Here is a 24522-nt window from a genome sequence, read left to right as displayed (position 1 = left end):
GTGCTCATAGCGTTCAGGGAAGAATGCGTGTTGGGCACCTTCCAGCGAGGCAGTGTCTTTGATCTGTGGAGGAGTAGCGCAACCTCCTGAAATGAGTGCGGAGGTGATTGAGGTGATGGTGAAAATTTGCCGCACCAGGAATTTTAGGTCTCGTGAGCAAGAGTGGGGTAGGAGACGCTGCATATGGCACGAAGGCAAGGGTTGGCCCGTTGGTGGTAACTTTTGAGGTGGATTTCCCATGTCAGGTGCGTGGAACTCAAGGTCTAACACCGCCTTTGGACCCGTTGCTACCACCCTGCGAGCAGGTTGCGGAGTAACCACAGCAGTCGGTCCCATTTCCCGACCGGGTAACGCTTCGATGCCGCCGCCATCGCGAGCAGGCTCAAGAAAAACAGACCAGCTGCTAGCGGAGCAAAATAAGCCAGGGCGGCAATGACTGCCGCCACCAGCAGAGTGAGGACCAGGGTCATCCATTCCAGACGATTGGGCCAATTCATGATCGATATGAGTCGGGGCGAGTTTAGAGCGGTGACTGGGCCGATTACCAATCTGCGCTACAGTAGCTGGTCGTCCGGGGACATGTGGGCAAAGGCAAACCGGCGGGACGCCGGTGGAACGCACAGGCAGGATGCCTGTGTCACTTGCTACACGAGTTCGCTCATGATGCCGGTGCTGCTGCCGAACTTGTCGGTCTCCACGCCCATTTGTTGGAGCAGGGTGACGAAGAGATTGCAGAGGGGGGTGTTGTTGTCGTGTTTGAAGGCGTGGTGCTGGCCGTGTTTCAAACCGCCGCCACTCAGGAGGATGGGGAGGTTGGTGTTGTCGTGCTTGTTGGCGTCGCCCATGTTGCTGCCAAAGAGGACCATGGTGCGGTCGAGCAAGCGGTCCGCGTCTTCCCGCTTGGAGGCGAGGTTTTGGATGAGCTTGTTGAGGATCACCATCTGCTGGCGGTCGGCATCGGCGAGCTGGCGGACCTTGTCAGGGGCCTGACCGTGGTGACTCAGGCCGTGATAGCCCTCGGTGGTGTCGGCGTCTTCGTGGATCTTGAAGGCCGGCGTGGCGAAGGCGTCCACCATGAGCGTGACAATGCGGGTGGAGTCCGACTCAAAGGCGAGCTGGGCCATGCTGAGCATGAGTTCCAGTTTGTCGAAGATGAGCTTCTTGTCCTGAATGTCCGTGGGCTCGGGTAGGGCGGTGAGGGGCTTGGGCTTCAGTTCCCACTCGCGGGCGGTGACGAGGCGTTCCTCCACTTCCCGCACGGAGGTCAGGTATTGATCCAGACGGGCACGGTCTTCACTGCCGAGAGTGCGGTTGAGACTGCCCATGTGGTCCCGGAGGGTGTCCAGGATGCTGCCGCGTTCATCAAGGCGGTTAAGCTGCTTTTTGACAGCCTCCGGATCGCCCTGGACGAACATGCGACGGAAGAGGGCGGTGGCGCTGTCTTCTGCAGGGAGCAACACCCCGTCGCGCGTCCAGGAGAGGCTGCGGTTGGCCTTGTCGATGTTGACCCCGAGATTCAGAGTGGGAAAGCGGGTGAGCTGACCGAGCTTTTCCACCGCGAACTGGTCAAGCGAGATCTGGTTGCGGAAGCCGCTCTTCGTGGGTCCACGGGCGGCAGTGAGGAAACAATTCTCCGCGCTATGGCCGCCATTCACGTCAGGGTGGGAGATGCCGCTGAAGATGCTGAACTCACCACGGACATCGGCAAGCGGGGAAAGGGTGGGCGTCAGTTCGTAGTCCCGACCTGTGGTGGTGGGGAAAAAGGGCTTCGGCAGGAAGCCGAGGTTGTTCGATATGAGGAGCAGGCGGCGGGGCGCCTTCGCTTCTGCAGCCCGACCGAAGACGGGCGTCATGCACTCGAGCAGTGGCAGAGCCAGGGTGACCCCGGCGCTGCGAAGAAATCGGCGTCGGGAAAAGGGCTTCGCGATGTAGGGGGAGTTCATGAAATAGATCGGCGAGATGGGGATGAGGAAATCAAAGGTTGCCGCGGAAGATGCGGCTCTGCACCAGGGCGAGCATGAGGTCCTGTACGCGGTAGCCATCGGCGGCGCAGGCATCGAGCAGGGACTCGATCTCGGGGCGGTCGGAGTAGCGGACGGGCGTGCCGGTGGCGTAGAGGGTGAACTGATGGAGCATGTTCCGACCCAGTTGGCGGGGATCAGAGGCAAGGATCGCCTTCAGTTCGTTCACGTCCTTGAAGGAAGGGCCGTTCAGGAGTTTGGCGCTGGCATCGACAGGGCCTGCCAGGGTGTAGCTGAAGTCATGACCAGCGCGATCAATGCCGCTGATGCGCTCGCCCTCTTCCAGGCCGCGATAACGGGCGCGCCAGCCGCCCAGGATGTCAAAATTCTCCAGGGCGAAACCCACCGGATCAAACCGGGCGTGGCAGGCGGCGCAGGACTTGGATTTCGTATGAAGAGCGAGGAGATCGCGGATGGTCTTGGCCCCGCGGATGTCCGGTTCGACCGCTGCGACGCTCGGCGGTGGCGGTGGGATGGGTTTGCCGATGAGACGCTCTGTGACCCACGCGCCGCGAACGACGGGGGAGGTGGTGGTGCCATTGGAGCTGACTTTCAGCACTGCAGCCTGGGTCAGCAGGCCGCCAAAGGGGCTGCCGGCGGGCACGGCCACCTTCCGCATGGCGGAACCGGTCAATGGAGGGAGTTGGTAGTGGCGGGCAAGGCGATCATTGGCGAAGATGAAGTCAGACTTCACCAGTGCGCTGGCAGGAAGGTTCTCTCGCACCATGGCGGTGAAGAAGGTACGGGTCTCCCGCTCCATGCTCTCCACGAGGTATTCGTCAAAGCGATACTCAGGAAACAACCGAATGTCGGGGTCATCACGGCGGATGTGCCGGAGGCTGAGCCAGTAGTCGGTGAAGCTCTTCACGAAGCGGTCAAAGCCGGGTTCGTTGATGAGGCGTTGGGATTCTTCACGAAGCACTTTCGAATCTTGCAGCTGGCCTTTCGCAGCGAGTTCAAGCAGGCGGGCGTCAGGCCGCGAGTTCGTGAAAAAATGAGACAGGCGCGAGGCGATCGCGAAAGTATCGGCTGTCGACTTCGGCTCGCGCAGGAAGATGAAATCGCCGGAGGCGAGGAAAGCCTTGTAGCCTGCGAGCACGGCCTCGACAAAGGGGGCACCTTTGTCCAGACGCTGCTGGATGAGGGCATCAAACCGGGCGAGATCCTCCTCCGACACGGGTTCCCGTGCGGCAAGGGAGGCAAAGCGGCGCAGCAGTCGCTTTGCCTCCTCGGGAGCGTTGGCAGGCTTCACCTCAATGCCGTAGTCATCAAACAGGACGTGGTGCGAGGCGGGAGGCCAGGTGGGCGGGGCGAGGGGGCCTTCAACCTCAAGCCACTGCACGGCGATGCCGGGTTGTCCTCCCTCTGGGAACGGGGGATATCGATAGGAGGGGGCCGATCCATTGGGATTCCTCGCCAGAGGCATGGGCAGTCCCAGCAGGCTGTACTCAAAGGACTCCCCCTCCCGCAAGCGGACAGTGGTTTCATAGACCTGTTGTTCGGGTTGGACGTCGATGATGCCACCCTCCGCGCGCACTTCATTGATGATATCGGCACCTGCAGGCTTACGGGTGCGGAAGGTCAGCGGGACGGAGGCCTTGGCAGGGATGATCACGTAGCCGGGCTGCTGGAGCACAGCTCGCGCAGAGATTCGCACCCGGTAGTGGCCGGAGTGTTTGGCAAGAATGCCTTTGGGATAGCCGATGTAGGGCCAGCTTGCGGAGCGAAAGAGCGCCATCTCGATGCTCTCATCCGTGGCACCTTTCTTGATGGCGTCCCTTTCTTTGTCTTTGCCCTTGATCGCGCCCCAGTCGATGAACTTGCCATCGCGGGCGAAGAACATGGACTCGCGATTGCCAAAGGTGCTGGTTTCCGGAAATAAACCTGTGCCCATCACCCTCCATTTGGCCACGGGAGGTGGTGCCGGTTCCGTCGTCAAGGCGGAACGCAAGGCGACCTCGGCAGCATCCAGATAAGCGGCGAGCTGCACCCGCGACATGTCGAGCATGGCGGTGGTCTTGTTGAAGTGATGGCCTTCGCGGTCCTCAGGCAGGATGTCGCGAACATCCAGGTCTGGCAGATGCAGGACATCGCGCAGGTTCTGCTCGTACTCGTCCCGGTTTAACCGTCGCACGGGCCCCCGGCCGTGAGACTTTACATCGGCGAGGTCAACCTTGTTGAGTTCGTCACCCAGTGTGCCCACGAGGGCCGCGCGATCCGCCGCCGGGAGATCTTCTGCATCGGGAGGCATCTCTCCCTTTTCCACGCGGTCATGAATGCGCACCCAGCGGTCGCGCAGGGAACGGTCGCCGAGATCAAACGGCAGGCCGGTCAGGTCAAGCCCGCCTTTTTGCACGTCCTTATCATGGCATTCGAGACAGGACTGGTTGATCCGGGATGTGACTTGGTCAGCCGCCGAGGCGTGGCAGGGCAGGGCGGGCAGCAAGGCAACGAAGGCAATCAGGCTGCCAGGGAGCGGATTCTGAAAAGGGACTTTGCTGGCGGGTGGGAAAAGCATGAGCAGACGAGTGGCGGCTCACAGGAATACGGGGGGTGGTGCTCGTTTTTGTCTTACGGAGGCAGCAGATAACACACAATGACCTACCTGAAATCCACATGGAGGCTAGTAGGCAGTGGCTGGGCGCAGGGCGGGTTGGCGCTGAAATTGTACGGAGTACAGGCTTCAGCCTGCGGGAGTTAGGTGATGGAGTGATGGAGTGATGGAGTGATGGAGGGCGGGATCGGAGAGGGTTGGAGTACCGTCCCGCATGCGGGACGGCTCAGGGATGCTGAAGGCGCAGCGCAGGCAAGAAAGCTTCGGGCGGCCGCGGTTATTTCATCGAGTCAACTCAGGTGAAGATCACCTAGGTAAACCGCCTCGCTAGATGCAAGTGGCGGGTCCGTCGACGTTACTTCGACCGTTTGGATACCGTGGCTGGCGTGAAACGGATGAATTTGCCATCCTGAAAGCGGAGGTGGGTCTCATTCCGGAACCCGCCGGTGCCGGAGATGTAGCCTGTAATCTTGATGGCGCCGCGGTCCCCTTCGCCTTCACGTGGCGATGCCTGGGCAGTCAGATTGTAAACGTCCGGTCCTCCACTGGAGAGGAAGATGGGTACACAGGAAACTGGTGAAGAGTCCGATTGCTCCCCGCGAGCGAGGATCAGGATGGTTTCTGCATGGTCGAGCCCTTGATCAAGGCGCAGATCGGAAATGTACCGGATGCAGAGGATTTCGTGACCGCCAACTTGGCCAAGCGAATTCACCGAGGCATGACATCCGGAGATGAGAACCCAGGTGAAGGTGTCTGGCTCATTGAGGCGCGGGTTCCACTCCAGTTTCGGCATGTGGGTGAGGTAGTGGCGAAGCGGTCTTTCAGAGTGGGGGATCTGGAAAACCGGGCCCCGCTCGGTCGCAGTGGCATCCGGGACAGCTACGTAGGGACCGCCGGAATCTGCGTTCAAAGGCAGGGAGAGAATGCCAACGAGGGCGGTGGTGAGGATGAGTCGATGGAGCATCGCCGGGAAGGGGAAACAGGAGGAATGAGCCATCTTCTGAGTTTGGTGAAGAAAGGCGTTGAGTTGCTAGTTCAGGGAATGGGCGCCACTTTGAAAACGAAGTTCGCGTTGGGAAGCAGCGTTCGATCAATAGGTGGGTTCTTGTTGAGTTCTGCTTCCACACGAGCCGCGTCGGCGCTCGAAAGGGCGGTGCGATGATTGAGCAGCATCAACTCGAAAAGGGGGCGCGCGCACTCTGGAGCGAGGTAGATGCCACGTGATGGGTGATCTTCCTCCACAATCTTGAAAGGTGATTTCTGGTTCTTGGTGGTGCGGGGCAGTCTCTCTGCCACCAGGAGGTAATCCGCGAATTGGCGAAACGCGATGCGGGCGATTAGCTCCTTGTCGCCCTCTGGTTTTGAGATGTAAGCACTGGATCCATCGCTGCCATTGAGGGTGAGGGTCCAGCCGTTCAGCTCTGCAACGATGCTTGCACCGCCACCGCCTGCAAAGGAGGGGAGCGTTCCGGCGAGAAGGGTGAGGGAAAGCAGGATCAACCGGAACATGGTCTGTTGGGAGGTGAAGGTTACAGAGGAAGACGAAGCTGAAGCGATCCTCCTTGGGCGTTTTTTCTTCTACCTTGCCCACAATCAGGGGGGCGATTCGGCTTTCAGGATGGAGAGGACAGCCGAACTACCGGGGAAGACTCCTTCTCTGGCCTCCGTTCCTGTTATTCTCATGCGCTTCAGTTTTCTCTTTATCGCCCTGCTCCTCACGGGGCTCAACTCATGCAGCACCCCTGACCTCGTCTGGAATCCTGACGCCAAGTCCATGACTAACCTCCAGTCCCTGCGACTGAAGGGCAATCGCCCCAGTGTCATGCTGGACACGGACGTCACGCTCCATGCCGACCGTATCGACTACCACGACAAACGTCGCCGGGCGGGGGAGGCGGTCGGTCGGGTCTATCTGGAAGTGGGACCGGCGGGGCGCTACGGCTGGCTGGTGGAGCACGGCTATGCCGAGCGGGCAGCCTTTGACCGGCGCGACCAGTGGGTGATGCTCCACGGCCATGCCATGCTGGAGCGGGAAAAGATGACCCAGATCGCGACCGCCCCCTACACGGAGCTGGAGATCCGCTGGGGCCACCTGACCAGCGACATCATCGTGCGTGGCCCGACCCGCACCGATTTCGCAAAGTCCAATCCCGTCCCTCCAGGCGTTACTGTTCACGACGCCGCCGTGGGATCCAGCGCCACGGTGGTCGCAGCACCGGGGCGGCAGTCGGAGCCCTCCCGGCGTGTCCCACGTTTCACCGCCAAAAACTGAAGAAAATGTTTCCCGCCTTGCCAACTGCTGGAATGCAGGCATAGGTTCTTTCCCCGAAATTCCAGGCATGAGCGACCCCATTAGGCATGAGTGCGGCATCGCCGCGGTAAGGCTGCTGAAGCCTCTGGGCTACTACGAACATAAATATGGCAACGCGCTCTGGGGGCTGGACCGCCTCCACGCGTTGATGATCAAGCAGCGCAACCGCGGCCAGGACGGCATGGGCGTGGGTTGTTGCAAGCTGAACATGCCTCCCGGGCTCCCATACATGTTCCGCGTACGCTCCAGCAAGAATGACTCGCTCGAGGAGGTTTTTGGGGAGGTCATGGATGACTTCAAAGACGTCGCCCGCAAGGCCAACAAGGATCGCAAGCAGATCGCTCTGGAGCGGAACAAGGAGTACGTGAAGTTCGAGCACGACCCTGACGCGATCAAAGAGCAGTTCGAGTTCGGCGGGGAGGTCCTCATGGGCCACCTGCGTTACGGCACCAGCGGCGGCTTCGGCAAGGCCTCGTGCCACCCCTACCTGCGCCGGAGCAACTGGCCCACGCGCAGCCTCATGGTCATGGGGAACTTCAACATGACCAACACCCGCGAGCTGAACGACGTGATGCGTCGCCGTGGGCAGCACCCGGTGGTGGACACTGATACCCAGACCGTGCTGGAGGAGATTGGCTTCCATCTGGATGAGGCCCACAACCGCCTCTACCATGAGCTGCGCGACGACGGCATGGATGGCCTGGCCATTCCATCCGAGATCAGCAAGCGCATGGATGTCACCCAGATTATCCGCGATTCCGCCGCCATCTGGGACGGTGGCTACGCCATCGCCGGGGTCATCGGCAACGGCGACATGTTCGTGATGCGTGATCCGAATGCCATCCGCCCTTGCTTCTACCTGCAGACGGATGAGTTCATCGCCTTCGCCAGTGAGCGCGCCGCGCTGCGCACTGTGTTTGAGGTGCGGGAAGAGGACACCCAGATCATGCCAGCGGCTCACGTGGCCGTGGTAAAGAGCGACGGTCGATTCAGCGTGGAACCTTTCACCCAGGTCCGCCCGCCGACGCCATGTGCCTTTGAGCGCATCTATTTCTCCCGTGGCAACGGTGCCACCATCTACACCCAGCGGAAGGCGCTGGGGGAAGCCCTCGTCCCGCAGTTGCTGGACGCAGTCGGCAATGACCTGGAAAACACCGTGGTCAGCTTTGTGCCGAACACGGCTGAGACCGCTTTTTACGGCTTCATGGACGGTCTGCGCAAGTCCCGCCGGTTCGAGGTGAAGAAGGCCCTGATGGACATGCTCGCCTCCGGGAAACTGGACGAGTCCAAGGTGGACGACCTCATCCTGCGCAACTGGCCGCGGAGTGAGAAGATCGCGCACAAGGACATCAAGAGCCGCACCTTCATCTCCCAGGAAGAGGGGCGTGATGCACTCGTCTCCAGCGTGTACGACATCACTTACGAGGTTGTAAAGCCCACGGACAACCTTGTCGTGTTGGATGATTCCATCGTGCGCGGAACCACGCTCAAGCAGAGCATCCTGCGTATCCTGGCCCGGACAAATCCCAAACGCATCATCGTCGTTTCCACTGCTCCGCAGATCCGCTACCCGGACTGCTACGGCATTGACATGAGCGAACTGGGCAAGTTCATCGCGTTCCAGGCCGCTATTGCCCTGCTCAAGGATCGCAACCGCCGGGACCTCATCGACCAGACCTACGAGAACTGCCTGGCCGAACTCAAGAAACCCGCTGTGCAGCAGCGCAACGTGGTGCAAGACATTTACGCGCCCTTCGCGGCGGAGGAAATCTCCGCCAAGGTCGCCGAGTTGGTGCGTCCCCAGACCACCACTTGGAAGGGCGAGGTGGACGTGATCTACCAGACCATCCCTGACATGCGTCGCGCCCTGGAGCCGCATTGCGGCGACTGGTACTTCAGCGGCGACTATCCCACCCCTGGCGGTCATGTGGTCGCCAATGAGGCCTTCATCCGCTACTACCGCGGGAAGACGGGCCGTGCCTACGACATGTTGTTTGAGCCATGAAGATACTCGTCACTGGAAAAGGAGGACGCGAGCACGCCATCATCACCGCGCTCCGCGAAAGCGCCCCGGACGCAACCCTGTACGCCTACCCAGGCAGTGACGCCATTGCGGACCTCGCCACTCGTGTGGATGCCAAAGATCTGCTGGATCTCATCGCCTTCATGCAGCGGGAGCAGGTGGATCTCTGCGTCGCCGGTGAGGAAGCCTACCTGGTAAAAGACCGCGGTTTGGCCAATCTTTGCGCAGAAGTCGGCATTCCCTGCTGGGGGCCCATCAAGGAGGCCGCCCAGCTGGAGGCCAGCAAGGCTTTCGCAAAGAACTTTCTTCAGCGCCACAACATCCCCACCGCCGCCTTCAGCGTGGTGCACACCAAGCACGAGGCCCAGCGCGCCATCACGAAGTACCCTGTGGTGCTTAAGTTCGACGGTCTTGCTGCGGGCAAAGGCGTCGCCGTGTGCCCTGATGAAGCCGCCGCCACGGAGTTCCTCGACGAGGTTTTCACGAAGCGTTCCTTCGGCGAGGGTGACCTCATTGTGGAGGAGTGCCTGACCGGTCCGGAGATCTCCATCTTCGTCTCCGTTTGCGGCGATCAATACCACATCCTCATGCCGGCGCGCGACTACAAGCGCATCGGCGATGGCGATGCCGGTCCCAATACCGGAGGCATGGGGGCCGTGGCCTCCCGCCAGATTATTTCCGCAGAACTCCTCGCCGAGATCGAGGAAAAGATGGTGAAGCCCACCGTGGCCGGCCTGCTGAAGGACGGTCTGAACTACCGTGGTTTCCTCTACTTTGGCATCATGCTCACCCCCAACGGGCCGCAGATGCTGGAGTACAACTGCCGCTTCGGCGATCCCGAGGCTGAGGCCGTGCTGCCCATGGTGCGGGGCGACTTTGCCGGATACCTCTTCAGCGCCGCGAAAGGCGAACTCAAGCCGGAACTGGTGAGCTTCAATGAAGGCTGGAGCATCTGCGTCATCCTGGCCAGCGCCGGGTACCCTGCCTCCTCCCGCAACGGTGATGTCATCAGCGGCCTGGAGAGCGTCAATGGTTCCCGGGTATTTCATTGCGGCACCCGCCGCGGCGATGCTGGCTTCGAGACCCATGGTGGTCGCGTGCTGGCCGTGGTAGCCCAAGGCGACACCCGTCAGGAGGCCCGGGAGAGGGCCTACCAGAGTGCCAGCGGCATCACCTTTGACGGCCAGCAGCGCCGATCCGACATCGGCCAGATGCACTTTGAGTAAAACCAACCGACCGCTCCTGCGCGAATCTTTTCGTTTTCCCCTCAGCCACAACCCAAGACACCACCACCTACTCCCCACCCATGAAAGCCATCATCATCTACGGAAGCGCCAACGACATGGCGTTCATGCAGCCCGGCCGCGACTACCTCGACAAGGAGGCCGTTGCCTATGAGGAAAAAGTCCTCTCCGCCCACCGCAATCTTCCTGAGTTGCTGGCCTACCTTGAGGAGCTGAACAAGAGCGGCGAGAAGATCGTCATCCTCGCTGTGGCTGGCCTTTCCGCCGCCCTTCCTGGCGTGGTGGCTGTGGCCACGGAGTATCCGGTGATCGGCGTGCCGGTTCCTGGCGGCCCGCTCAATGGCATCGACGCTCTTCTGGCCATCTGCCAGGTGCCAGGACAGGTGCCGCTCGGCACCGTGGGCCTGCACAGCAAGGCCGGTCTGAACGCCTGCATGTTCGCCCACCGCATTCTCAAGCTGGGCGCCTAAGCCCCAGGTTGGAGCCTGTATTTTTGACCCCACTTTCGCCTCCGGGCGGGAGCGGGGTCTTTTTTGCCCCGGTGTCTGCACGAGCCCCCGATTCCATCCGCGGATTGGGGGAGGGATCGCTTGCCTGCGGGTGAATTCTTTGCCACACTGCGGCACCACCTCACCCATGCCGGACCTCGCGCCGATCCTCTCCAAACAAGACGTCACGCAGCGCATTGAGCGCATTGCCCAGGCCATTCAAGAGCGTTCCCCGGGCAAGGACCTCGCCCTCGTGGGCATTTACCGCCGTGGAGTGCCCCTGGCTGAGCGGCTCTACACGCTGCTGAAGCCCCATTTCCCCGACCTGAACATCGGCCGGGTGGATATTTCCTTATACCGGGATGACCTGAAAGCCCTGGAGCTCATCCCGAAGCTCATTGGCTCGGAGCTCGCCTTCGATCTCGACGGGCGCCACGTCATCCTCTGCGATGAGGTGCTGCACACCGGGCGCACGGCCCGTGCCGCGCTGGATGAGCTGCTCGAGTACGGCCGCCCCCGCAAGGTGGAGCTGGCCGTGCTGGTGGACCGCGAGGGCAGGGAGCTGCCCATCGCTGCCGACTACGTAGGAGAACGTGTGACCATCAAACCTGAAGAACGCATTGCCGTGAGATTTGTGGAAGTGGACGGCGAGGACGCCGTGTATGTGCAACAAGGAGGAGCCCGCCGATGACCCCCCGTAAAGACCTGCTGGACATCCAGAGCCTGACGGATGAGGAGCTCGAGTTCATCCTCTCCAACGCGGTCCCTTTCAAGAACCTCTTCAAGAGGTCGGTGAAGAAAGTGCCCACCCTGAAGGGGCGCACCGTGCTCACGCTCTTTTACGAGCCCTCCACCCGCACGCGTTCCTCGTTTGAGATCGCCGCCAGCCGCCTCTCGGCCGACGTCACGAACTTCTCCGTGAGCACTTCCTCTGTGGTGAAGGGGGAGAGCGTGCTGGACACCGTGGCCACCCTGGAGGCCATGCGCACGGACTATGTGGTGGTGCGTCATAGCATGTCGGGTATTCCGAATCTGATCGCGAAGCACACGAATGCGTCCGTCATCAACGCGGGCGATGGTTTCCATGCGCACCCTACCCAAGGCCTGCTAGATGTGTTCACCCTGCGTGAGGTCTTTGGCGGCGATGTCCGGGGCGCTCGTGTCGCCTTCATCGGCGACATCCAGCACTCCCGTGTGGCCCGCTCCACGAACCTGCTCTGTCGCCGCATGGGCATGCAGACCGCCATGCTCGCCCCTGGCTCCCTGATCCCGCGGGAACTGCCGCAGGAGATCGCCGTCTTCCAGGATTGGAAAGAACTCTACGCCTGGAAGCCCGATGTCATTTACCTCCTGCGCGTGCAGACGGAGCGGCAGAATGTGCCTTTCTTCCCCAGCATCGGGGAGTACCACCGTCTCTTCGGTCTCACCGATGAGCGCCTCAAGTGGGCCCGTGACAACGGCATCTGGGTCATGCACCCCGGTCCCGTGAATCGTGGTGTGGAGCTCACTGACTCCGTCATGGAGTACGAGCGCAGCCTCATCGACCAGCAGGTTGAGAACGGCATCGCCGTGCGCATGAGCGTGCTGTACTGGCTGAAGCCCGGCAGCACGGTCGAAGACAAGCCCTGATCCATCCTGTTCCTGTTTCCTCTATCCGTTCCTCCCACATGAAGCGTCTGTTTAAAGGCGGCGAGATCGCCACCGAAGATTCCCCCAAGCTCACCCGTGCCGATGTCCTCGTGGAGGACGGCAAGATCGTGCAAGTTGCCCCTGGCATCACTGCCGGGGAGGGGACCGAGGTGGTGGACTGCACTGGCAAGGTCATCCTGCCCGCCCTCTTTGACGTGCATGTGCATGCCCGCGAGCCCGGGCAGGAGCAGAAGGAGAACATCTTCACCTGCAGTGAGGCCGCCATCAACGGCGGTGTGGTGGGCTTTGTCATGATGCCCAACACGGCACCGGCCATTGATACGGCTGGCGTGGTGAAGACCGTGCTGGAGTCGGCGCGCAAGTGTCGCATTCCCCTCTACACCACTGGGGCCATCACCAAGGGACGTGAGGGCAAGGAGCTCGCCGCCATCGGGGCCATGAAGGCCGCCGGGGTCGTGATGATTACCGACGATGGCTACCCGGTCAGTAATCCCGTGGTGCTGCGCCGCGCCATGGAGTACGCAAAGAATTTTGACCTCATCCTGGCCAGCCACTGCGAGACCATGGAGCTCAGCGGCAAGGGTTCCATGCACGAGGGCAAAGTCTCCTACAGCCTCGGTCTGGAAGGCATTCCCGCCATCAGTGAGGAGATCTGCCTGGACCGCGACATCCGCATCGCCCAGTACACCGGGGCGCACGTGCACATTCAGCACGTCACCACCGCGCGTGGCATGAACACCATCCGCCGGTTCAAGGAAGAAGGCGTGAAGGTCACCTGCGAAATCGCCCCGCACCACCTCATCTTCAACCACGAGGACATCCGGGACTATGACACCTCGTACAAGATGAACCCGCCCCTCCGCACGCCGGAGGACAATGCGCTTCTTCTGCAGGGACTCATTGACGGTGTCTTCGACGTCATCGCCACGGACCACGCTCCGCACACGGAGTTCGAGAAGAAGAACGACTTCCAGAGCGCGCCCTTCGGCATCACCGGGCTGGAAACCGCGCTGCCCTGTCTTTATGACCGCTTCATGAGCAAGGGCGTCTTTGGCTGGGATGTGATCGTGAAACGTTATTCCGCCGAACCCCGCCGCATCATCAAGCTTCCTCCCGTCCCCGTCGTGGAAGGCGGCGTTGCAGAGTTCATCGTGTTCGACCCCAACGGCAGCACCACCTTCACCAAGGAGTTCATGAAGTCCAAGAGCAGCAACACGCCGTTCTTGAACCAGACCCTGAAGGGCAGTGTGGATGTGGTGGTGTTGAAGGACGAGGTTCTGCTGAATCGGTAGGACCGGCTTCGCCGGAGACACCAGACTGGAAGACACAAGACATCAGACTTGAGGCATCCGTGCTTCGATCTGGCGTAGTCCGGCTGTCCCAGCCGGTGGACCTGTAGGGCGGGCGCTTCGCCTGCCATGAGCGTTCCTTGATGTCGCTGCGGGAGCAGTCCGGTTGTCCCCAACCGACGGCGGGAGCGAAGGATATTGCGCGACCCTCCTCCCTCTGGCGTCTGACTGCCCAAGTCTCCCATAGGAAAGGCAGCCCGCCTGCCACGCACGTTCGCTGACGCCACTCAACAAGACTGAGGAAATTTTCACCGGCTGGCGAAAGCGGCGCCAAGCCGCCAGCACTCCAAGACACTGGCGTGCCTGAGGACGGGCCATCTGTCCAAGTATATGGATCCCCGATGGGCAGCCCTCTGGGAATGAGCCGCAACGTCGCTTGCCCTTTGCTGTGAGGACAGCCTCCAGTTCCTTGGAGATTCAGCAACTCCCTGGCTGAAATGTTGACCTTCCATGGAAAAATACCGATGATTGGTCACCGTGTCCCGCCACCAAGCCGTGCCTTCATGAAGTTCATCTATCTCCTCATCCCCATCGTGCTGATCTCTGCTGGCTACGCGGCGTGGCAGTGGCTTCCCATCGGGACCCTTCACGGGAGAACGGTGAGATTGCGAGAGTGGTTTAGTTCCAATACCAGGCTGCAACTCCGCGTAGCGAAGGCGGATCAAAGCCTGAAGACCTGCCTGGCCCTTCCTCCGGAACAGCAGTTGTCTGCGTTGCTAACCCTGGAGCGAAAATACGGAGACGTCTTTCTTTCTGGGGACAAGATCAGGAAAGCAATCGTCGCCACTGGCCAGGATGATGCACTGCCTGCTATTCGCAGGTGGCTGCAGGCTGTGCCTCACCTCGGGCAACGGGCTCTGATACCCGGTACTCTAGAAGCCGTTCGATCCGGGCGCGCGACCGATCACTTCAAGGTGCAGGTGTTCCAGATTCTGCTCCCAGCTTTGGATGGCCACGACGACTGGTCCTCCGTCTATGCGGACGACGTTCCCGCTCTTCTGCTCAAACTCGATCCGGCCTGGGGTGAGCGCGTCCTGAAGGCACCCGAGTACTTGAATCCGGACTACGACTATTTTGACGATATCCTCAATGCGTTCAGTGCCACCGGAGTGATCATCCCTCGGAGTATGATTGATTCATGGCTGCCTCGCTGGGACAAGGCTGACCTGTCCTATAGTGAGGGACGGGTGGCGATTGAAGTTCTCAAGGCCCTTTCTTTCCATGATGAGGCGGCGGCAGACGCTGGCTTGTACAAGATTGTTCTCTCCCCGGGGGAGGTAAGTGCCAATGCCTCAGAAGTTCTATTGCAGATGCGGGAACTGCCGCATCCCAGATTTCAGCTCTCAGACAAGGCTGCCAAAGATGAAGGGGCTTCGCTCAACAAATACGAACGCGCTGCCTGGCTCGTGGATCGCTACAACTACGCCATCTACTGCGGAGGTCTCGGCACCTTTGAGGATGAAGAAGTGGGCAATCATCTTCCCGAGATTGTCAGTGCGCTGCGAGAGGTCGGTTCCACCTACAATGCCCGTCGTTTGGAGGCTTTTTGTGAGCTCTTTGGCCCAGATGGGCCGCCAAGAGATCATCTCGCCCGCAGCCAGTATGTCGAAAATCGTGGCGAGGCATGGATCCAGGCCCGTGAGGAGATGGAAAGCAAGTTTGAGGAGTTCGAGGACACGAACCGGCTTTTGCTCAAGTTCGTTCTCGATCATCCTGACCACTTCGACAAAGTTCCCCGCCGGGAAATTGAAATCGATGGGGATGCGGATTCGTAAAGAGGTCCGGTGATGTCGCCTAAACACAAACGTCAAGACGACCTCACCCCTGGGCACGCGGTTGCATTCTACAGGCGAGACGTCGTCTATGGGACATCAAGTGCCTGCCAAGGAACCTTGGATATGAAAGGCTGTCAGACCGCCACAACTCCTTCGGAGTAGACTTTGAATGCTGTATACCCAACGTAGGTTCGCTGGAAGCTCTCCAACGTTGGGCTTGTCGCCCATCCTCTTCGAGGAAGTGCTTCAACTGAGCATTCCGCACTGCGCTGGTTCCTTGGTGCCCCCCAACCGCGCACGTTTTGGGGTGGCCGCCTAGGCTCCGGCTCAGTCCGCAGTCAATCCCTTAAAAGGGATTTGTAGCACAGCCCAGTGGTTGGACGAGTCAACCCTGGGTACCTCCGCGGAGCATGATCAGGTGGGAAAGCCGACCGCATCCGCCTTCTCCCCAACGTCTTCAACGCCTCCAGGTCGCACGAATGTTTGGTTGCACCTCCCCTCGCGAGGCCACCCGCTGACTGACGTTCCCGGCAAGCTGCCGGAAACAGCACGCAGATGCGTGCGCTCCCCTGGCTTCTCCTGCATAGGCCATTTTGAGAGAGCGCCAGACCGCGTTTCGCCACCCTCGGCGCTCCTTACACCTGCTGGCCCCCAAACAATGTCGGGGAACCTATCACCGGCAGGCGAAAGCGACCATAGCCACGAAGCCAGCATCATGGACGTTGCTGCCCGGCTGCCTTTCTCGTCAAATCAATACGGAGTCTTCACACTCCCCACACCTTCCCACTTCGCGGCGTGTCCAGCCGGTAGTCCGTGTATTTCCTACCGAAGAATTCCCGACCCAGCCGTTCCGCCTGTTCCAACGGCCCGCCAGGATCTGCCGCCACTTCTCCACGACGGTTGCCGGCTCCTCGAACCACTCCGACGAACTCTGAGTGAGTGTATCTCGAATATTCCTGAATCTGGTGCACAATTCCGAGCGAGGCACCGGGGTACGTTTCCTCAGACGCCAGCACAAGGCCGATCCGTTTACCGGACATCCCCCTGAGGGCCTTCTCCGAATCTGGATGAGAAGCTGCGTAGTAGCAGAAGGTGCGGTCAAAGAACGCCTTCATCTGTGCAGAGAGCCCGTACCAGTATACAGGAGAGCAGAAGACCACGCCATCCGCCGGTAAAAACGCCTCATAAAACAGTTCACGGAAACGATCCTGAATGTCGCACTCTCCATCAGCGCGCCGACACGTGCGACAGTCCCGCAAAAAGCTGGAGATGTGATCGTCTACAAACCGAAGCTCAACCTCTGCGCCAGCCTCCTCGGCTCCAAGTTTCACAGCAGAGGCCAGGGTGGCGGAGTTGCCCTCACGACGTGGACTGCCCACGAGGATGAGGAGTTTCTTGGTCTCGTTCGTGTGAGAACTGGCAGAGATGCCAGCAGGGGAAGACGAAGGGGCGCGCAGGTTCATGGGAGCAGACACAGGCTTGGTGGTTGGTTTCCTTCTTGCGGAGGGCGCTCATGGCAGACAGCCGCTTCATCGCGATCCAGGAGGGCGATGCGACGTCGCCCCACCTGATTTCGTCATGAATCCCCATGCAGGGGGCTGTCAGACTGGCTCGCCGCTCGCTCCCCATAGGTGCTGCATGGCAATCTCAGTCATGCCCGATAACGACCGTGCGCCGCGACCGGTTGCGCGGAAGCTGGAATTTTTGTGGTCTTTCCCGACGCCCGGTTCTCCGCTGGTCCGCAGAAGGGAAAATCCATCCTCAAGTTGCCGGTAGAGTCCGAAGAGGAATTCCAGTGCCCTTGGCAGCTCAGTGTGCAATCGACTTCGAAAAGCCATTCACAATCACCACGCCGATAATGATGAAGGCGAGGCCGATGATGGCGGGCGCATCCAGTTTCTGTTTGAAGAAGATCCATCCCACCGCTGCGATCAGCACGATGCCCAATCCGCTCCAGATAGCATAGGCAATGCTGACCGGCAGGGTCTTGAGGGAGATGGAGAGAAAGTAAAACGCCCCCGCATAGCAAAGTGCCGTGACGACAGTCGGCAGAGGTTTGGTAAATTGTTCTGTCTTTTGCAAATAGGACGTCGCAATCACCTCAAGGACGATGGCTGCCATGAGGGTGCCGTAGGTAATGAAAGGGGACATGATGAAAGTGAAGGGTACGATCCCCAGTCAGGGCAAGCCTTCGGCAAATGTCTGCGCGCTGTGTTGCGGGCGTGAAAGGATGGTCGCCCGACCCCACTCCAGGAGCGCTGAAGCTACCATGCTGGCGGGCTGTCTCGATTTTGACTGACCCTTGGGAGGTACCCCTTTTGGCGTAAGGCCTTTCCGATTTTGCCGCTGGACAATCGCGAGGTAAAGTGTATAAAAACCATATTAACCATGCTGACTACCATTGAATCTCCTGCCCATCAGTCCGAAGTTCTCGTCGTCGATGACGACCAGAGCATTCGGTCCATTATGACCGCCTTGCTGAGGCGGGTGGGGCTGAAGGTGAATCTGGCCATCGACGGTCTCGATGCCGTGGAGTGGCTCATGCGTCCTGAAAACCACGCAGACTTGGTGATCCTAGACCTGGCCATGCCTCGCATGTCTGGTGCCGAGGCCCTGGAGCACATCCGGAGCATGCGGCCTGAGCTTGGCATCGTTCTCTGTAGCGGCTCCAAGACGGATCTTGCCACGACTCAGGAGCAAGGGGGTGACGCCGTGCTCTCTGCTTTCTCCAAACCTTTCGACATTGACGAGTTCTGCCGCGGCATCCTCGTCGCCCTTGGGCGTATGCGCGGCCGGCCGTTTCCGTGAGGTCTTGGAAATACGGTGGGGCACCCCCAGCACGACAAGTCTTCGTGTTGTCGCAGTCTGCAGAACATTGCCAACATCTGGCATTCGTCTCCCTGAGAACCTGTTTGGATAAAAACATCCGGGTGTGGCAGGTTCAATTAAGGGAATGAGATAAGAGCGGCTTCGCCGAGCCTGAGAACTGCCCCTCCGGGTTGCGGTCATTTTGAGCATGGACTGCGTTGCTCATCGGTAGTGAATCTCGATTCACGCCCTCTTCGCGCCTTGTCCAGACTCAAAATGACTCGCAACACCCCCGGCGTTTTTATTCAAACAGGTTCTCAGTGGGTCATATTGGCGGGCAAGGTCTCACTCACCCGCCATCTGAGGGAGAGATTGTTCGGAGCCACTCAATAGTCGTAGTCGTAGGGATTCGGGTCTTCCCAATTCAGCAGACTGTCGAGGTCGGCATTCCCAAGCACGTCAGAGTACCAGCCTGTGTTGTTGATGCTGCTGTAGTTGGTGTAGTCGTTTGGGAAGGGGTCACTGCTATCGTCGAAGCCGTCGTTGTCGGCATCATAGGGAAGGGCATCGTAGAAGTTTAGAGAAAGGTCACCGTCTGCATCTCCAAACAAGTCGCCATACCAAGCTATGCCGTTAGTACTGCTGTAGTTGGTGCTGTCATTGGGAGCTGGATCTGTGATGAACAGGATGCCATCAGAGTAATCGTAGAGACCATCTCCGTCGGAGTCAGGGTAGGGGGTGCTATCATAGTAGTTGAGGATGGAGTCATTGTCATTGTCCCCGATGGCTCCGTCTCCTGGCCCCCAAAGTATCCCGTTGTACGTGCTAAAGTTATCGTGTGAATAGGGATCGGGATCCACAGTGTCGTCCATCCCATCCCCGTCGGAATCGGCCGCCATGGCAGCCGTTGAGCAGAGTACAAGGAGGCCGAAGCTGAAAACGCTCTTCGCCCACCGAGTCGTACTGAGGGAGATTGTGAATTTCATGAGGGTTGGTTCAAGTGGTTAATTTTAGTGGTTTTGCGATACAAATGTAAATGTATGGTGGATGAATGTATGTGATGTCAAGATTTTTTCGATTGTCGGTGGTCAGTCTCTGACGAGTCGAATCAAGGTGTCACCATCAAGTGTTACTCTCGTTCTTGAGTCGAACGGAAAACGCCCTCCGTCTCTTGCCGAAACGGAGGGCGCCTTGGGGCTCAGCAAACAGGCTGAGAGTTAACTACAATACAATACCGTTCACATACTGACGACTGATCGACTCAGTTGATTCACTGAATCAACGTTTTACTGAATTACTGACTTACCGAACCAGCGGTTTCGTTCACGGTCACGAATCGGCTGCCGCCGCGGCTCCACACCTTCACCAGCGTGTCCCCGTTGGGGGCATCTTCGGTGAGTTTCACCGCTTCTTCCGCATTGCTCACGCTCTTGCGGTTGATCTGTTGGATGACATCCCCGGGGCGCAGTCCAGCCTCCCAGGCGGGGCTGTCCTGTTCCACATTGGTGATGACGGCTCCCTGCACATCAGAGGGGATGTTATTCTCCTGGCGCAGCGCCCGGTTCAGGTCAGCCACACCCACGCCGTTCAGCGTGCCTTCGTTGTCGCGGTTGCCGTTGTGTTTGGCAGGGATGGCCTTGTCACTGCCGGGTTGGGGAGCCAGCGTGGCAGTGAGGGTCTTTTCCGTGCCCTCGCGCAGGACCTTCAGTTCTGCCTTCTCGCCTGGCTTCTCGCTGGCTACGGCCAGTTTCAAGCTGCGGGCATCTTTGACTGGCTTGCCGTCGAAGTGGGTGATCACGTCGCCACTTTCCAGGCCGGCTTTGGCAGCAGGGGACTTGGCGGGCACATCACCCACCAGCGCACCTTTGGTTTCAGCGGGCACCTTGAACTGGCTGGCCAGAGAAGGCGTCAGATCCTGGATCATCACCCCCAGATAGGCGCGGGTCACCTTGCCGTCGGTGATGAGATCATTCATCACACTGCGAACCATGTTGGCGGGAATGGCGAAGCCCACTCCGTCATTGCCACCGCCACGGCTCACGATGGCCGTGTTGATGCCAATGAGGCGGCCTTGAGCGTCCACCAGGGCGCCACCGGAGTTGCCGGGGTTGATGGCCGCATCCGTCTGGATGAAGTCCTCATAGTCTAGGCCCATGGTCGCACGACCCGTGGCGCTGATCATGCCGAGTGTGACGGATTCTCCCAGGCCAAACGGATTCCCGGCGGCGAGCACCACATCGCCCACTTCTGCCGCGCTGCTGTCAGCGAAGGGAATGGCGGGAAGGTTCGAGGCATCAATCTTGACGACGGCGAGGTCCGACTTCGGATCGGTGCCCACCACCTTGGCGGTGAAGGTGCGACCGTCATGGAGGGTCACCTCCACTTTGTCTGCGCGATCCACCACGTGGTTGTTGGTGAGCACGTAACCGTCAGCAGTGGCGATCACGCCGCTGGCGGCACCGTGTTCACGCGGCATCCGCATTTGTCCGCCGCGATTGCCGCCGTTGCCACGCCGCTCAAAGAACTGTCGAAGGTCGGGGCTGCCGAGGTCTCCGAAGGGAAGCTGCATGCCGGAGCCGCCGAGGTCTACCGCAGGCTGGGCCTTGCCGACCACTTCGATCTTCACCACGGAGGGGGTGACGCGCTTGATCACGCTGGAGAAGCTCATGGGCAGGCCCGCGGCGCGGTCGATGGGCTTTTCATCGAGGGTGATGGCTGGCGGGGTGCCGCTGTCTTTGTTGGGGAGGATCTTGGTCTCCAAGGCGAGGGCCGTGGCCACGATGGCGCCACCGCCGACAACGATGGCCGCGGTGCGGCCGAGGATGGTTTTGGGTGTTTTCATAGATTTGGCAGGGGATGTTGGCTCCTTGATGGGAGCGGGTGTTACGAATGGGGAAGGCTGGGGTGTATTTGGGTCAGGTTGCATGGGTTGTTTGGGAAAATGGGTCAAGGCTTCTGGGAGGGGACAGGAGAGAGCGGCGCATAGGCGGCTTCGTGCAGCGCGTCACCTGGCAGAATCTGCGTGGCACCAGCAGTGACCGGTGCGGAGGTGGGGGCTTCCACTGACGGCTGCAACCGGCTCCGGTGCGCGGTGAACCAGGTCACGGCAAGCAAACAGAGGCCGCACGCGATCACCACTGCGGTCAGCAATGCCCCACGCCCCAACCGGTCATCAACACGGCAGTGCGGCGCGGGGGAAGCGCTGCATTTGTCAGGCTGGGTATCGGGGCGAGGGGCGTGGATCACGACGCCATGTTCCCATATCCTGTAGATCCCAAAATCGGCCCAGGGACCGTCCTTCGCTAGGCAGAATGCCTATCGGCAGCCATCATAGGCTTCTCTCGCCTTCCGAGTTATTCAAGGACCGGCTGCTACCCTTGGCTCTCCACGTGCCGCACTGCCTGACGGATCATCTCCGCACTGGTTGTGAAGCCGAGCTTTTCTTTGATGTGATCCCTGTGCACCGAGACAGTCTTGGGGCTGAGATTGAGTTGGGCAGCGATCTCCTTTGCCGTCTTGCCCTCGCCAAAGAGGCGAAATACCTCGAACTCCCGGTCGCTGAGCTTCTCGATGGGGGAGTTGCTGCCACGGGGCTTAGTCTGACCAAAAGACTCCAGTACGCTCGCAGCCAGCCGGGCGCTCATGTAGCGCTGGCCCACCAGCACGGCACGCACCGCTGTCAGGAAGGTGGGGCCGTCGGCGTCCTTCATCACGTAGCCGCGTGCCCCGGCCTGGAGAGCGCGGTTGGCCCACAGCATTTCATCGTGCATGGAGCAGACCAGGATCTTCGTCTCCGGCTTCAGAGCCATGATGTCCTTGATCAGATCCAGACCACCTCTGCCACCCAGAGTGAGATCCGTCACCACCAGGTCGGGCTGTGCCTTATCCAGCAGCCCCAGTGCTTCCGCCGCACTCACCGCCGTGGCGCACACCTCCAGATCTGGCTGGGCGTTGAGTATGAATCGGTAGCCTTCCAGCACCATGCGGTGGTCATCCACCAGCAGGACCCGGGATTTGGTGATGGCGGCAGGCTCGGCAGGCATGGTGGAGAGGATCGGAATTTTCGAAGAGTGGGTTCTAGGAAAGTATTACTAATTGAGCGGGCGACGGCTTTATTTCACCGGGGCCACGCACCGCACGCGTGTGCCGCCAGCCGGGGCAGGGCCGAACTCCACTTGTCCCTCAATGAGCTGGGCCCGGTATCGCATGACTCGCATGCCCAGACCATTTGCCTTGGATCCGCCTTCGGCTGGCAACGATTCGTCCTCGAATCCCACGCCATCATCATCGACTTCCAGCACCACGTTGTCACCCTGCACCTCCAATCCGATGCGAATTTCCGAGGCGGAGGCATGTTTGAGTGCATTGTTCACCGCTTCTTGAGCCATACGGAAGAGATGCGTCGCTGTCTCTACATTGGGCAGCAATACCGGCTGAGGGCAATCCAGCACGCAGCGCACCTTTCCACTGCGGGACACGCTGGTGGCCAACTCTTGTAAAGCAGCCATAAGGCCGTCCGCCTCCAGTGACACCGGTGCCAGACCATGGGAGAGGGAGCGGGCCTCCGCGATCGCCTCGCGCAACTGCTGCGCCACCAGCTCCCCATGCGCCGCCAGAGCCGGAGCTGTGCCCTTCAGTTGCTCCAGCATCCCATTGGCCGTCATGGAAGCCGCCGTGAGACGCTGGCCCAGGCTGTCATGCAGGTCATGGCCGATTCGGCGTCGCTCCCGCTCAGAGATGTTCAGCACCTCCCGTTCGAGCCGCAGCTTGTCCACTTCCTGGGACTGAAGGCGGTCGGCCATGGTGTTGAAGACTTCCGCCAGACGGCCTACCTCATCACCGCCCCCGGGCATGTGATGGAGGTCCCGGCGTCCTGCTCCCCACTCCTGAATGCCGCCCGCCAGCCGGGCGATGCGGCTGGCGTATCCGTAGTGCAGCACCGCCCACAGCATGAAGCTCAGCAGTGCCATGGCCCCGGAGATCCAGTAGAACTGCGTCCGGGCATCCTCGCGTGCGCCATTGATGGCCTGCTGCCGGTTCAGCTCTGCCAGCGCCCAGCCCACCCCGCCACGCGGCAGGGCGAAGGGGCTGGCGGCATACACGCGTTCCGCATTTTCACCGATCTCGATCACCACTTTGTTCACCGGCCGGATCAGGGTGGCCGCCGGGGCCAGTGTCGTCCCTTGCACGGGAAACCCTGCCCATCGCCCAGAAGAGTCTGCCAGAATGATCCCCCGGCTGTCCACAATCCCCGCCGAGACCAGTTCCGGCACATCGAACATGCTGGTCAGCTCCAGCTGCACCACCCGCTGCAGATTGCCCGCCAGCAGGTGCTCGCTCATCGCCGCCAACCGGGCTGCCACGCCTCCGGCGCGTTGCCGTACGGACGAAAGATCCCTCGCCAGATTGGCATCCAGCGTCAGTGTGTAGTTCAGCCAGGTGGCCATCACCCCAAAGACCAACACCAGCAGCGGAGCAGTCAGCCGCATGGGCAGGGAGATGTTCAGCGAACCTCCTTTGCCCGGTGTCTTGGAAGACGGCAAGCTCATCCTGAATCAACCGTTGTCCCTGCTGAATCGAAAGCAAATGGAAGGTGGGGGAAAGTTCAAACTTCAAACTTCAAACTTCAAACTTCAAACTTCAAACTTCAAACTTCAAATGCCAAGTGCCAAATGCCAAATGCCAAATGCCAAATGCCAAAGGGCTGCTTGGCTCATCATGAACCAGTCTTGAAGTACGGAGGCGACTGCCTTGAATATTGAATTTTGAGGTTTGGATTTTGAAGTTTATTGTTCTACCCGCCCATCTTTCCCCTCCTAAGCTTGTAAAGCCCATACCCCAATCCCACCGTTCCGGTGACGGTTGCGGGAAAGTACAGGGCCGAGTACGACCACCGGTGGAACGCCAGTGCTCCGGCCAGGCCACCGCAGAAGAATCCCGTTATGATCAGCAGCGCGATGCGCAACCGCCTGCCATCCACCGGCAGCCCTCGCACGGCGTGCCCCAGAAAGATGCCCAGGTCCGTGAACATGCCGGAGAGGTGGGTGGTGCGGATCACGGACCCGCTGTAGGTGGTGGCCATGGCATTCTGCAGTCCACAGGCGCAGGATGCAAGATACGCCCCTGCATCATGATGTGCCTGGAGCAGCGGCACGGCCGCCGCCAGCATCAGGGCCTCCAGCACCAGTACCACCCCGTAACGCCGACCGAGCTTTAGCGTGCTGTCCTGTATGATCATGCCGCTCAGCACGGCACCCAGAAGAAATGAACCCGCCACCGCAGCCAGATGCAATGACCCA

General features: G+C 60.2%; 22 protein-coding genes. 9 read left to right on the top strand and 13 right to left on the bottom strand.

The features are described from left to right. Positions 1-287: 287 nt before the first annotated feature. From BV034_RS23700 to BV034_RS23680, 5 genes are all read right to left on the bottom strand, one after another. On the bottom strand, positions 288-497 hold the full coding sequence (locus BV034_RS23700; protein WP_050029448.1) for a hypothetical protein: 210 nt from the start codon (positions 495-497) through the stop codon (positions 288-290). Positions 498-644: 147 nt separating this feature from the next. Beyond that, entirely contained in the window at positions 645-1943 is a 1299-nt protein-coding gene (locus BV034_RS23695) for a DUF1552 domain-containing protein (protein WP_050029447.1), read from the bottom strand. Between the two features lie 31 nt (positions 1944-1974). Continuing rightward, entirely contained in the window at positions 1975-4539 is a 2565-nt protein-coding gene (locus BV034_RS23690) for a DUF1592 domain-containing protein (RefSeq protein WP_050029446.1), read from the bottom strand. 391 nt (positions 4540-4930) lie between these two features. Further along, the gene (locus BV034_RS23685) at positions 4931-5572 is read right to left on the bottom strand and encodes a hypothetical protein (RefSeq protein WP_265593386.1); all 642 of its coding nucleotides are present in this window, start codon (positions 5570-5572) and stop codon (positions 4931-4933) included. Between the two features lie 38 nt (positions 5573-5610). Further along, positions 5611-6084: a hypothetical protein gene (locus tag BV034_RS23680; protein ID WP_050029444.1), complete on the bottom strand. Its 474-nt coding sequence runs from the start codon at positions 6082-6084 to the stop codon at positions 5611-5613. Positions 6085-6256: 172 nt separating this feature from the next. Here BV034_RS23680 and BV034_RS23675 point away from each other — a divergent pair, with 172 nt between their 5' ends. From BV034_RS23675 to BV034_RS23640, 8 genes are all read left to right on the top strand, one after another. Further along, positions 6257-6847 (top strand): hypothetical protein, encoded by a 591-nt coding sequence (locus tag BV034_RS23675; RefSeq protein WP_265593385.1) that lies wholly within the window; start codon positions 6257-6259, stop codon positions 6845-6847. A 67-nt stretch (positions 6848-6914) separates the two neighbouring features. Further along, positions 6915-8891 carry an amidophosphoribosyltransferase gene (locus BV034_RS23670; protein WP_050029442.1) on the top strand — a complete coding sequence of 659 codons (1977 nt, stop codon included), beginning with the start codon at positions 6915-6917 and terminating at the stop codon, positions 8889-8891. Continuing rightward, entirely contained in the window at positions 8888-10135 is a 1248-nt protein-coding gene (purD, locus tag BV034_RS23665) for a phosphoribosylamine--glycine ligase (RefSeq protein ID WP_050029441.1), read from the top strand. Before BV034_RS23670 ends, purD begins: the two co-directional genes overlap by 4 nt. A gap of 80 nt (positions 10136-10215) precedes the next feature. Further along, positions 10216-10623: an AIR carboxylase family protein gene (locus BV034_RS23660; protein ID WP_009960576.1), complete on the top strand. Its 408-nt coding sequence runs from the start codon at positions 10216-10218 to the stop codon at positions 10621-10623. Positions 10624-10789: 166 nt separating this feature from the next. Continuing rightward, positions 10790-11332 (top strand): bifunctional pyr operon transcriptional regulator/uracil phosphoribosyltransferase PyrR, encoded by a 543-nt coding sequence (pyrR, locus tag BV034_RS23655; protein ID WP_050029440.1) that lies wholly within the window; start codon positions 10790-10792, stop codon positions 11330-11332. Next, the gene (locus BV034_RS23650) at positions 11329-12270 is read left to right on the top strand and encodes an aspartate carbamoyltransferase catalytic subunit (RefSeq protein ID WP_050029439.1); all 942 of its coding nucleotides are present in this window, start codon (positions 11329-11331) and stop codon (positions 12268-12270) included. Before pyrR ends, BV034_RS23650 begins: the two co-directional genes overlap by 4 nt. Before the next feature lie 38 nt (positions 12271-12308). Further along, positions 12309-13583 (top strand): dihydroorotase, encoded by a 1275-nt coding sequence (locus tag BV034_RS23645; protein WP_050029438.1) that lies wholly within the window; start codon positions 12309-12311, stop codon positions 13581-13583. 560 nt (positions 13584-14143) lie between these two features. Next, positions 14144-15415 carry a DUF4375 domain-containing protein gene (locus BV034_RS23640; RefSeq protein ID WP_265593384.1) on the top strand — a complete coding sequence of 424 codons (1272 nt, stop codon included), beginning with the start codon at positions 14144-14146 and terminating at the stop codon, positions 15413-15415. 764 nt (positions 15416-16179) lie between these two features. Here the strand turns inward: BV034_RS23640 and BV034_RS23635 are convergent. Together BV034_RS23635 and BV034_RS23630 are read right to left on the bottom strand one after the other, a co-directional pair. Beyond that, positions 16180-16878, bottom strand: coding sequence for a flavodoxin family protein (locus BV034_RS23635; RefSeq protein ID WP_050029436.1), 699 nt, complete (start codon positions 16876-16878; stop codon positions 16180-16182). A gap of 346 nt (positions 16879-17224) precedes the next feature. Further along, the gene (locus BV034_RS23630; RefSeq protein WP_050029435.1) at positions 17225-17569 is read right to left on the bottom strand and encodes a multidrug efflux SMR transporter; all 345 of its coding nucleotides are present in this window, start codon (positions 17567-17569) and stop codon (positions 17225-17227) included. A gap of 234 nt (positions 17570-17803) precedes the next feature. Between BV034_RS23630 and BV034_RS23625 the strand changes: the two genes are divergently transcribed. Beyond that, positions 17804-18223: a response regulator gene (locus BV034_RS23625; RefSeq protein WP_050029434.1), complete on the top strand. Its 420-nt coding sequence runs from the start codon at positions 17804-17806 to the stop codon at positions 18221-18223. A gap of 386 nt (positions 18224-18609) precedes the next feature. On the opposite strand, the gene BV034_RS23620 is transcribed toward BV034_RS23625, so the two are convergent. The 6 genes from BV034_RS23620 to BV034_RS23595 all read right to left on the bottom strand — a co-directional run. Beyond that, a complete protein-coding gene (locus BV034_RS23620) occupies positions 18610-19209 on the bottom strand; it encodes a hypothetical protein (protein WP_050029433.1) in 600 nt (199 codons plus the stop codon). A 308-nt stretch (positions 19210-19517) separates the two neighbouring features. Beyond that, positions 19518-21065: a Do family serine endopeptidase gene (locus BV034_RS23615; protein WP_265593383.1), complete on the bottom strand. Its 1548-nt coding sequence runs from the start codon at positions 21063-21065 to the stop codon at positions 19518-19520. A 104-nt stretch (positions 21066-21169) separates the two neighbouring features. Then, a complete protein-coding gene (locus tag BV034_RS23610; protein WP_265593382.1) occupies positions 21170-21469 on the bottom strand; it encodes a hypothetical protein in 300 nt (99 codons plus the stop codon). A 125-nt stretch (positions 21470-21594) separates the two neighbouring features. Further along, complete coding sequence (locus BV034_RS23605) at positions 21595-22266, bottom strand: response regulator transcription factor (RefSeq protein WP_050029430.1); 672 nt, start codon at positions 22264-22266, stop codon at positions 21595-21597. A 69-nt stretch (positions 22267-22335) separates the two neighbouring features. Continuing rightward, the gene (locus tag BV034_RS23600) at positions 22336-23772 is read right to left on the bottom strand and encodes an ATP-binding protein (protein ID WP_050029429.1); all 1437 of its coding nucleotides are present in this window, start codon (positions 23770-23772) and stop codon (positions 22336-22338) included. A 245-nt stretch (positions 23773-24017) separates the two neighbouring features. Next, on the bottom strand, positions 24018-24522 hold a 505-nt coding region (locus BV034_RS23595; protein WP_265593381.1), incomplete at its 5' end, for a YoaK family protein.

This window comes from Verrucomicrobium sp. BvORR034 (genome assembly GCF_000739635.1).
GTDB lineage: Bacteria > Verrucomicrobiota > Verrucomicrobiia > Verrucomicrobiales > Verrucomicrobiaceae > Verrucomicrobium.
Note: the sequence above shows the minus strand (reverse complement) of the source record. Positions and strands in the feature narration are given on the sequence as shown.

Bases quoted from the DNA above. Each gene is read 5' to 3' on its own strand.
- BV034_RS23700 (WP_050029448.1), bottom strand. From the start codon at position 497: ATGAATTGGCCCAATCGTCTGGAATGGATGACCCTGGTCCTCACTCTG.
- BV034_RS23690 (WP_050029446.1), bottom strand. From the start codon at position 4,539: ATGCTTTTCCCACCCGCCAGCAAAGTCCCTTTTCAGAATCCGCTCCCT.
- BV034_RS23600 (WP_050029429.1), bottom strand. From the start codon at position 23,772: ATGAGCTTGCCGTCTTCCAAGACACCGGGCAAAGGAGGTTCGCTGAAC.
- BV034_RS23620 (WP_050029433.1), bottom strand. From the start codon at position 19,209: ATGAAATTCACAATCTCCCTCAGTACGACTCGGTGGGCGAAGAGCGTT.
- BV034_RS23605 (WP_050029430.1), bottom strand. From the start codon at position 22,266: ATGCCTGCCGAGCCTGCCGCCATCACCAAATCCCGGGTCCTGCTGGTG.
- BV034_RS23625 (WP_050029434.1), top strand. From the start codon at position 17,804: ATGCTGACTACCATTGAATCTCCTGCCCATCAGTCCGAAGTTCTCGTC.
- BV034_RS23670 (WP_050029442.1), top strand. From the start codon at position 6,915: ATGAGCGACCCCATTAGGCATGAGTGCGGCATCGCCGCGGTAAGGCTG.
- purD (WP_050029441.1), top strand. From the start codon at position 8,888: ATGAAGATACTCGTCACTGGAAAAGGAGGACGCGAGCACGCCATCATC.
- BV034_RS23660 (WP_009960576.1), top strand. From the start codon at position 10,216: ATGAAAGCCATCATCATCTACGGAAGCGCCAACGACATGGCGTTCATG.
- BV034_RS23645 (WP_050029438.1), top strand. From the start codon at position 12,309: ATGAAGCGTCTGTTTAAAGGCGGCGAGATCGCCACCGAAGATTCCCCC.
- BV034_RS23650 (WP_050029439.1), top strand. From the start codon at position 11,329: ATGACCCCCCGTAAAGACCTGCTGGACATCCAGAGCCTGACGGATGAG.
- BV034_RS23695 (WP_050029447.1), bottom strand. From the start codon at position 1,943: ATGAACTCCCCCTACATCGCGAAGCCCTTTTCCCGACGCCGATTTCTT.
- BV034_RS23615 (WP_265593383.1), bottom strand. From the start codon at position 21,065: ATGAAAACACCCAAAACCATCCTCGGCCGCACCGCGGCCATCGTTGTC.
- BV034_RS23640 (WP_265593384.1), top strand. From the start codon at position 14,144: ATGAAGTTCATCTATCTCCTCATCCCCATCGTGCTGATCTCTGCTGGC.
- BV034_RS23685 (WP_265593386.1), bottom strand. From the start codon at position 5,572: ATGGCTCATTCCTCCTGTTTCCCCTTCCCGGCGATGCTCCATCGACTC.
- pyrR (WP_050029440.1), top strand. From the start codon at position 10,790: ATGCCGGACCTCGCGCCGATCCTCTCCAAACAAGACGTCACGCAGCGC.
- BV034_RS23675 (WP_265593385.1), top strand. From the start codon at position 6,257: ATGCGCTTCAGTTTTCTCTTTATCGCCCTGCTCCTCACGGGGCTCAAC.
- BV034_RS23635 (WP_050029436.1), bottom strand. From the start codon at position 16,878: ATGAACCTGCGCGCCCCTTCGTCTTCCCCTGCTGGCATCTCTGCCAGT.
- BV034_RS23680 (WP_050029444.1), bottom strand. From the start codon at position 6,084: ATGTTCCGGTTGATCCTGCTTTCCCTCACCCTTCTCGCCGGAACGCTC.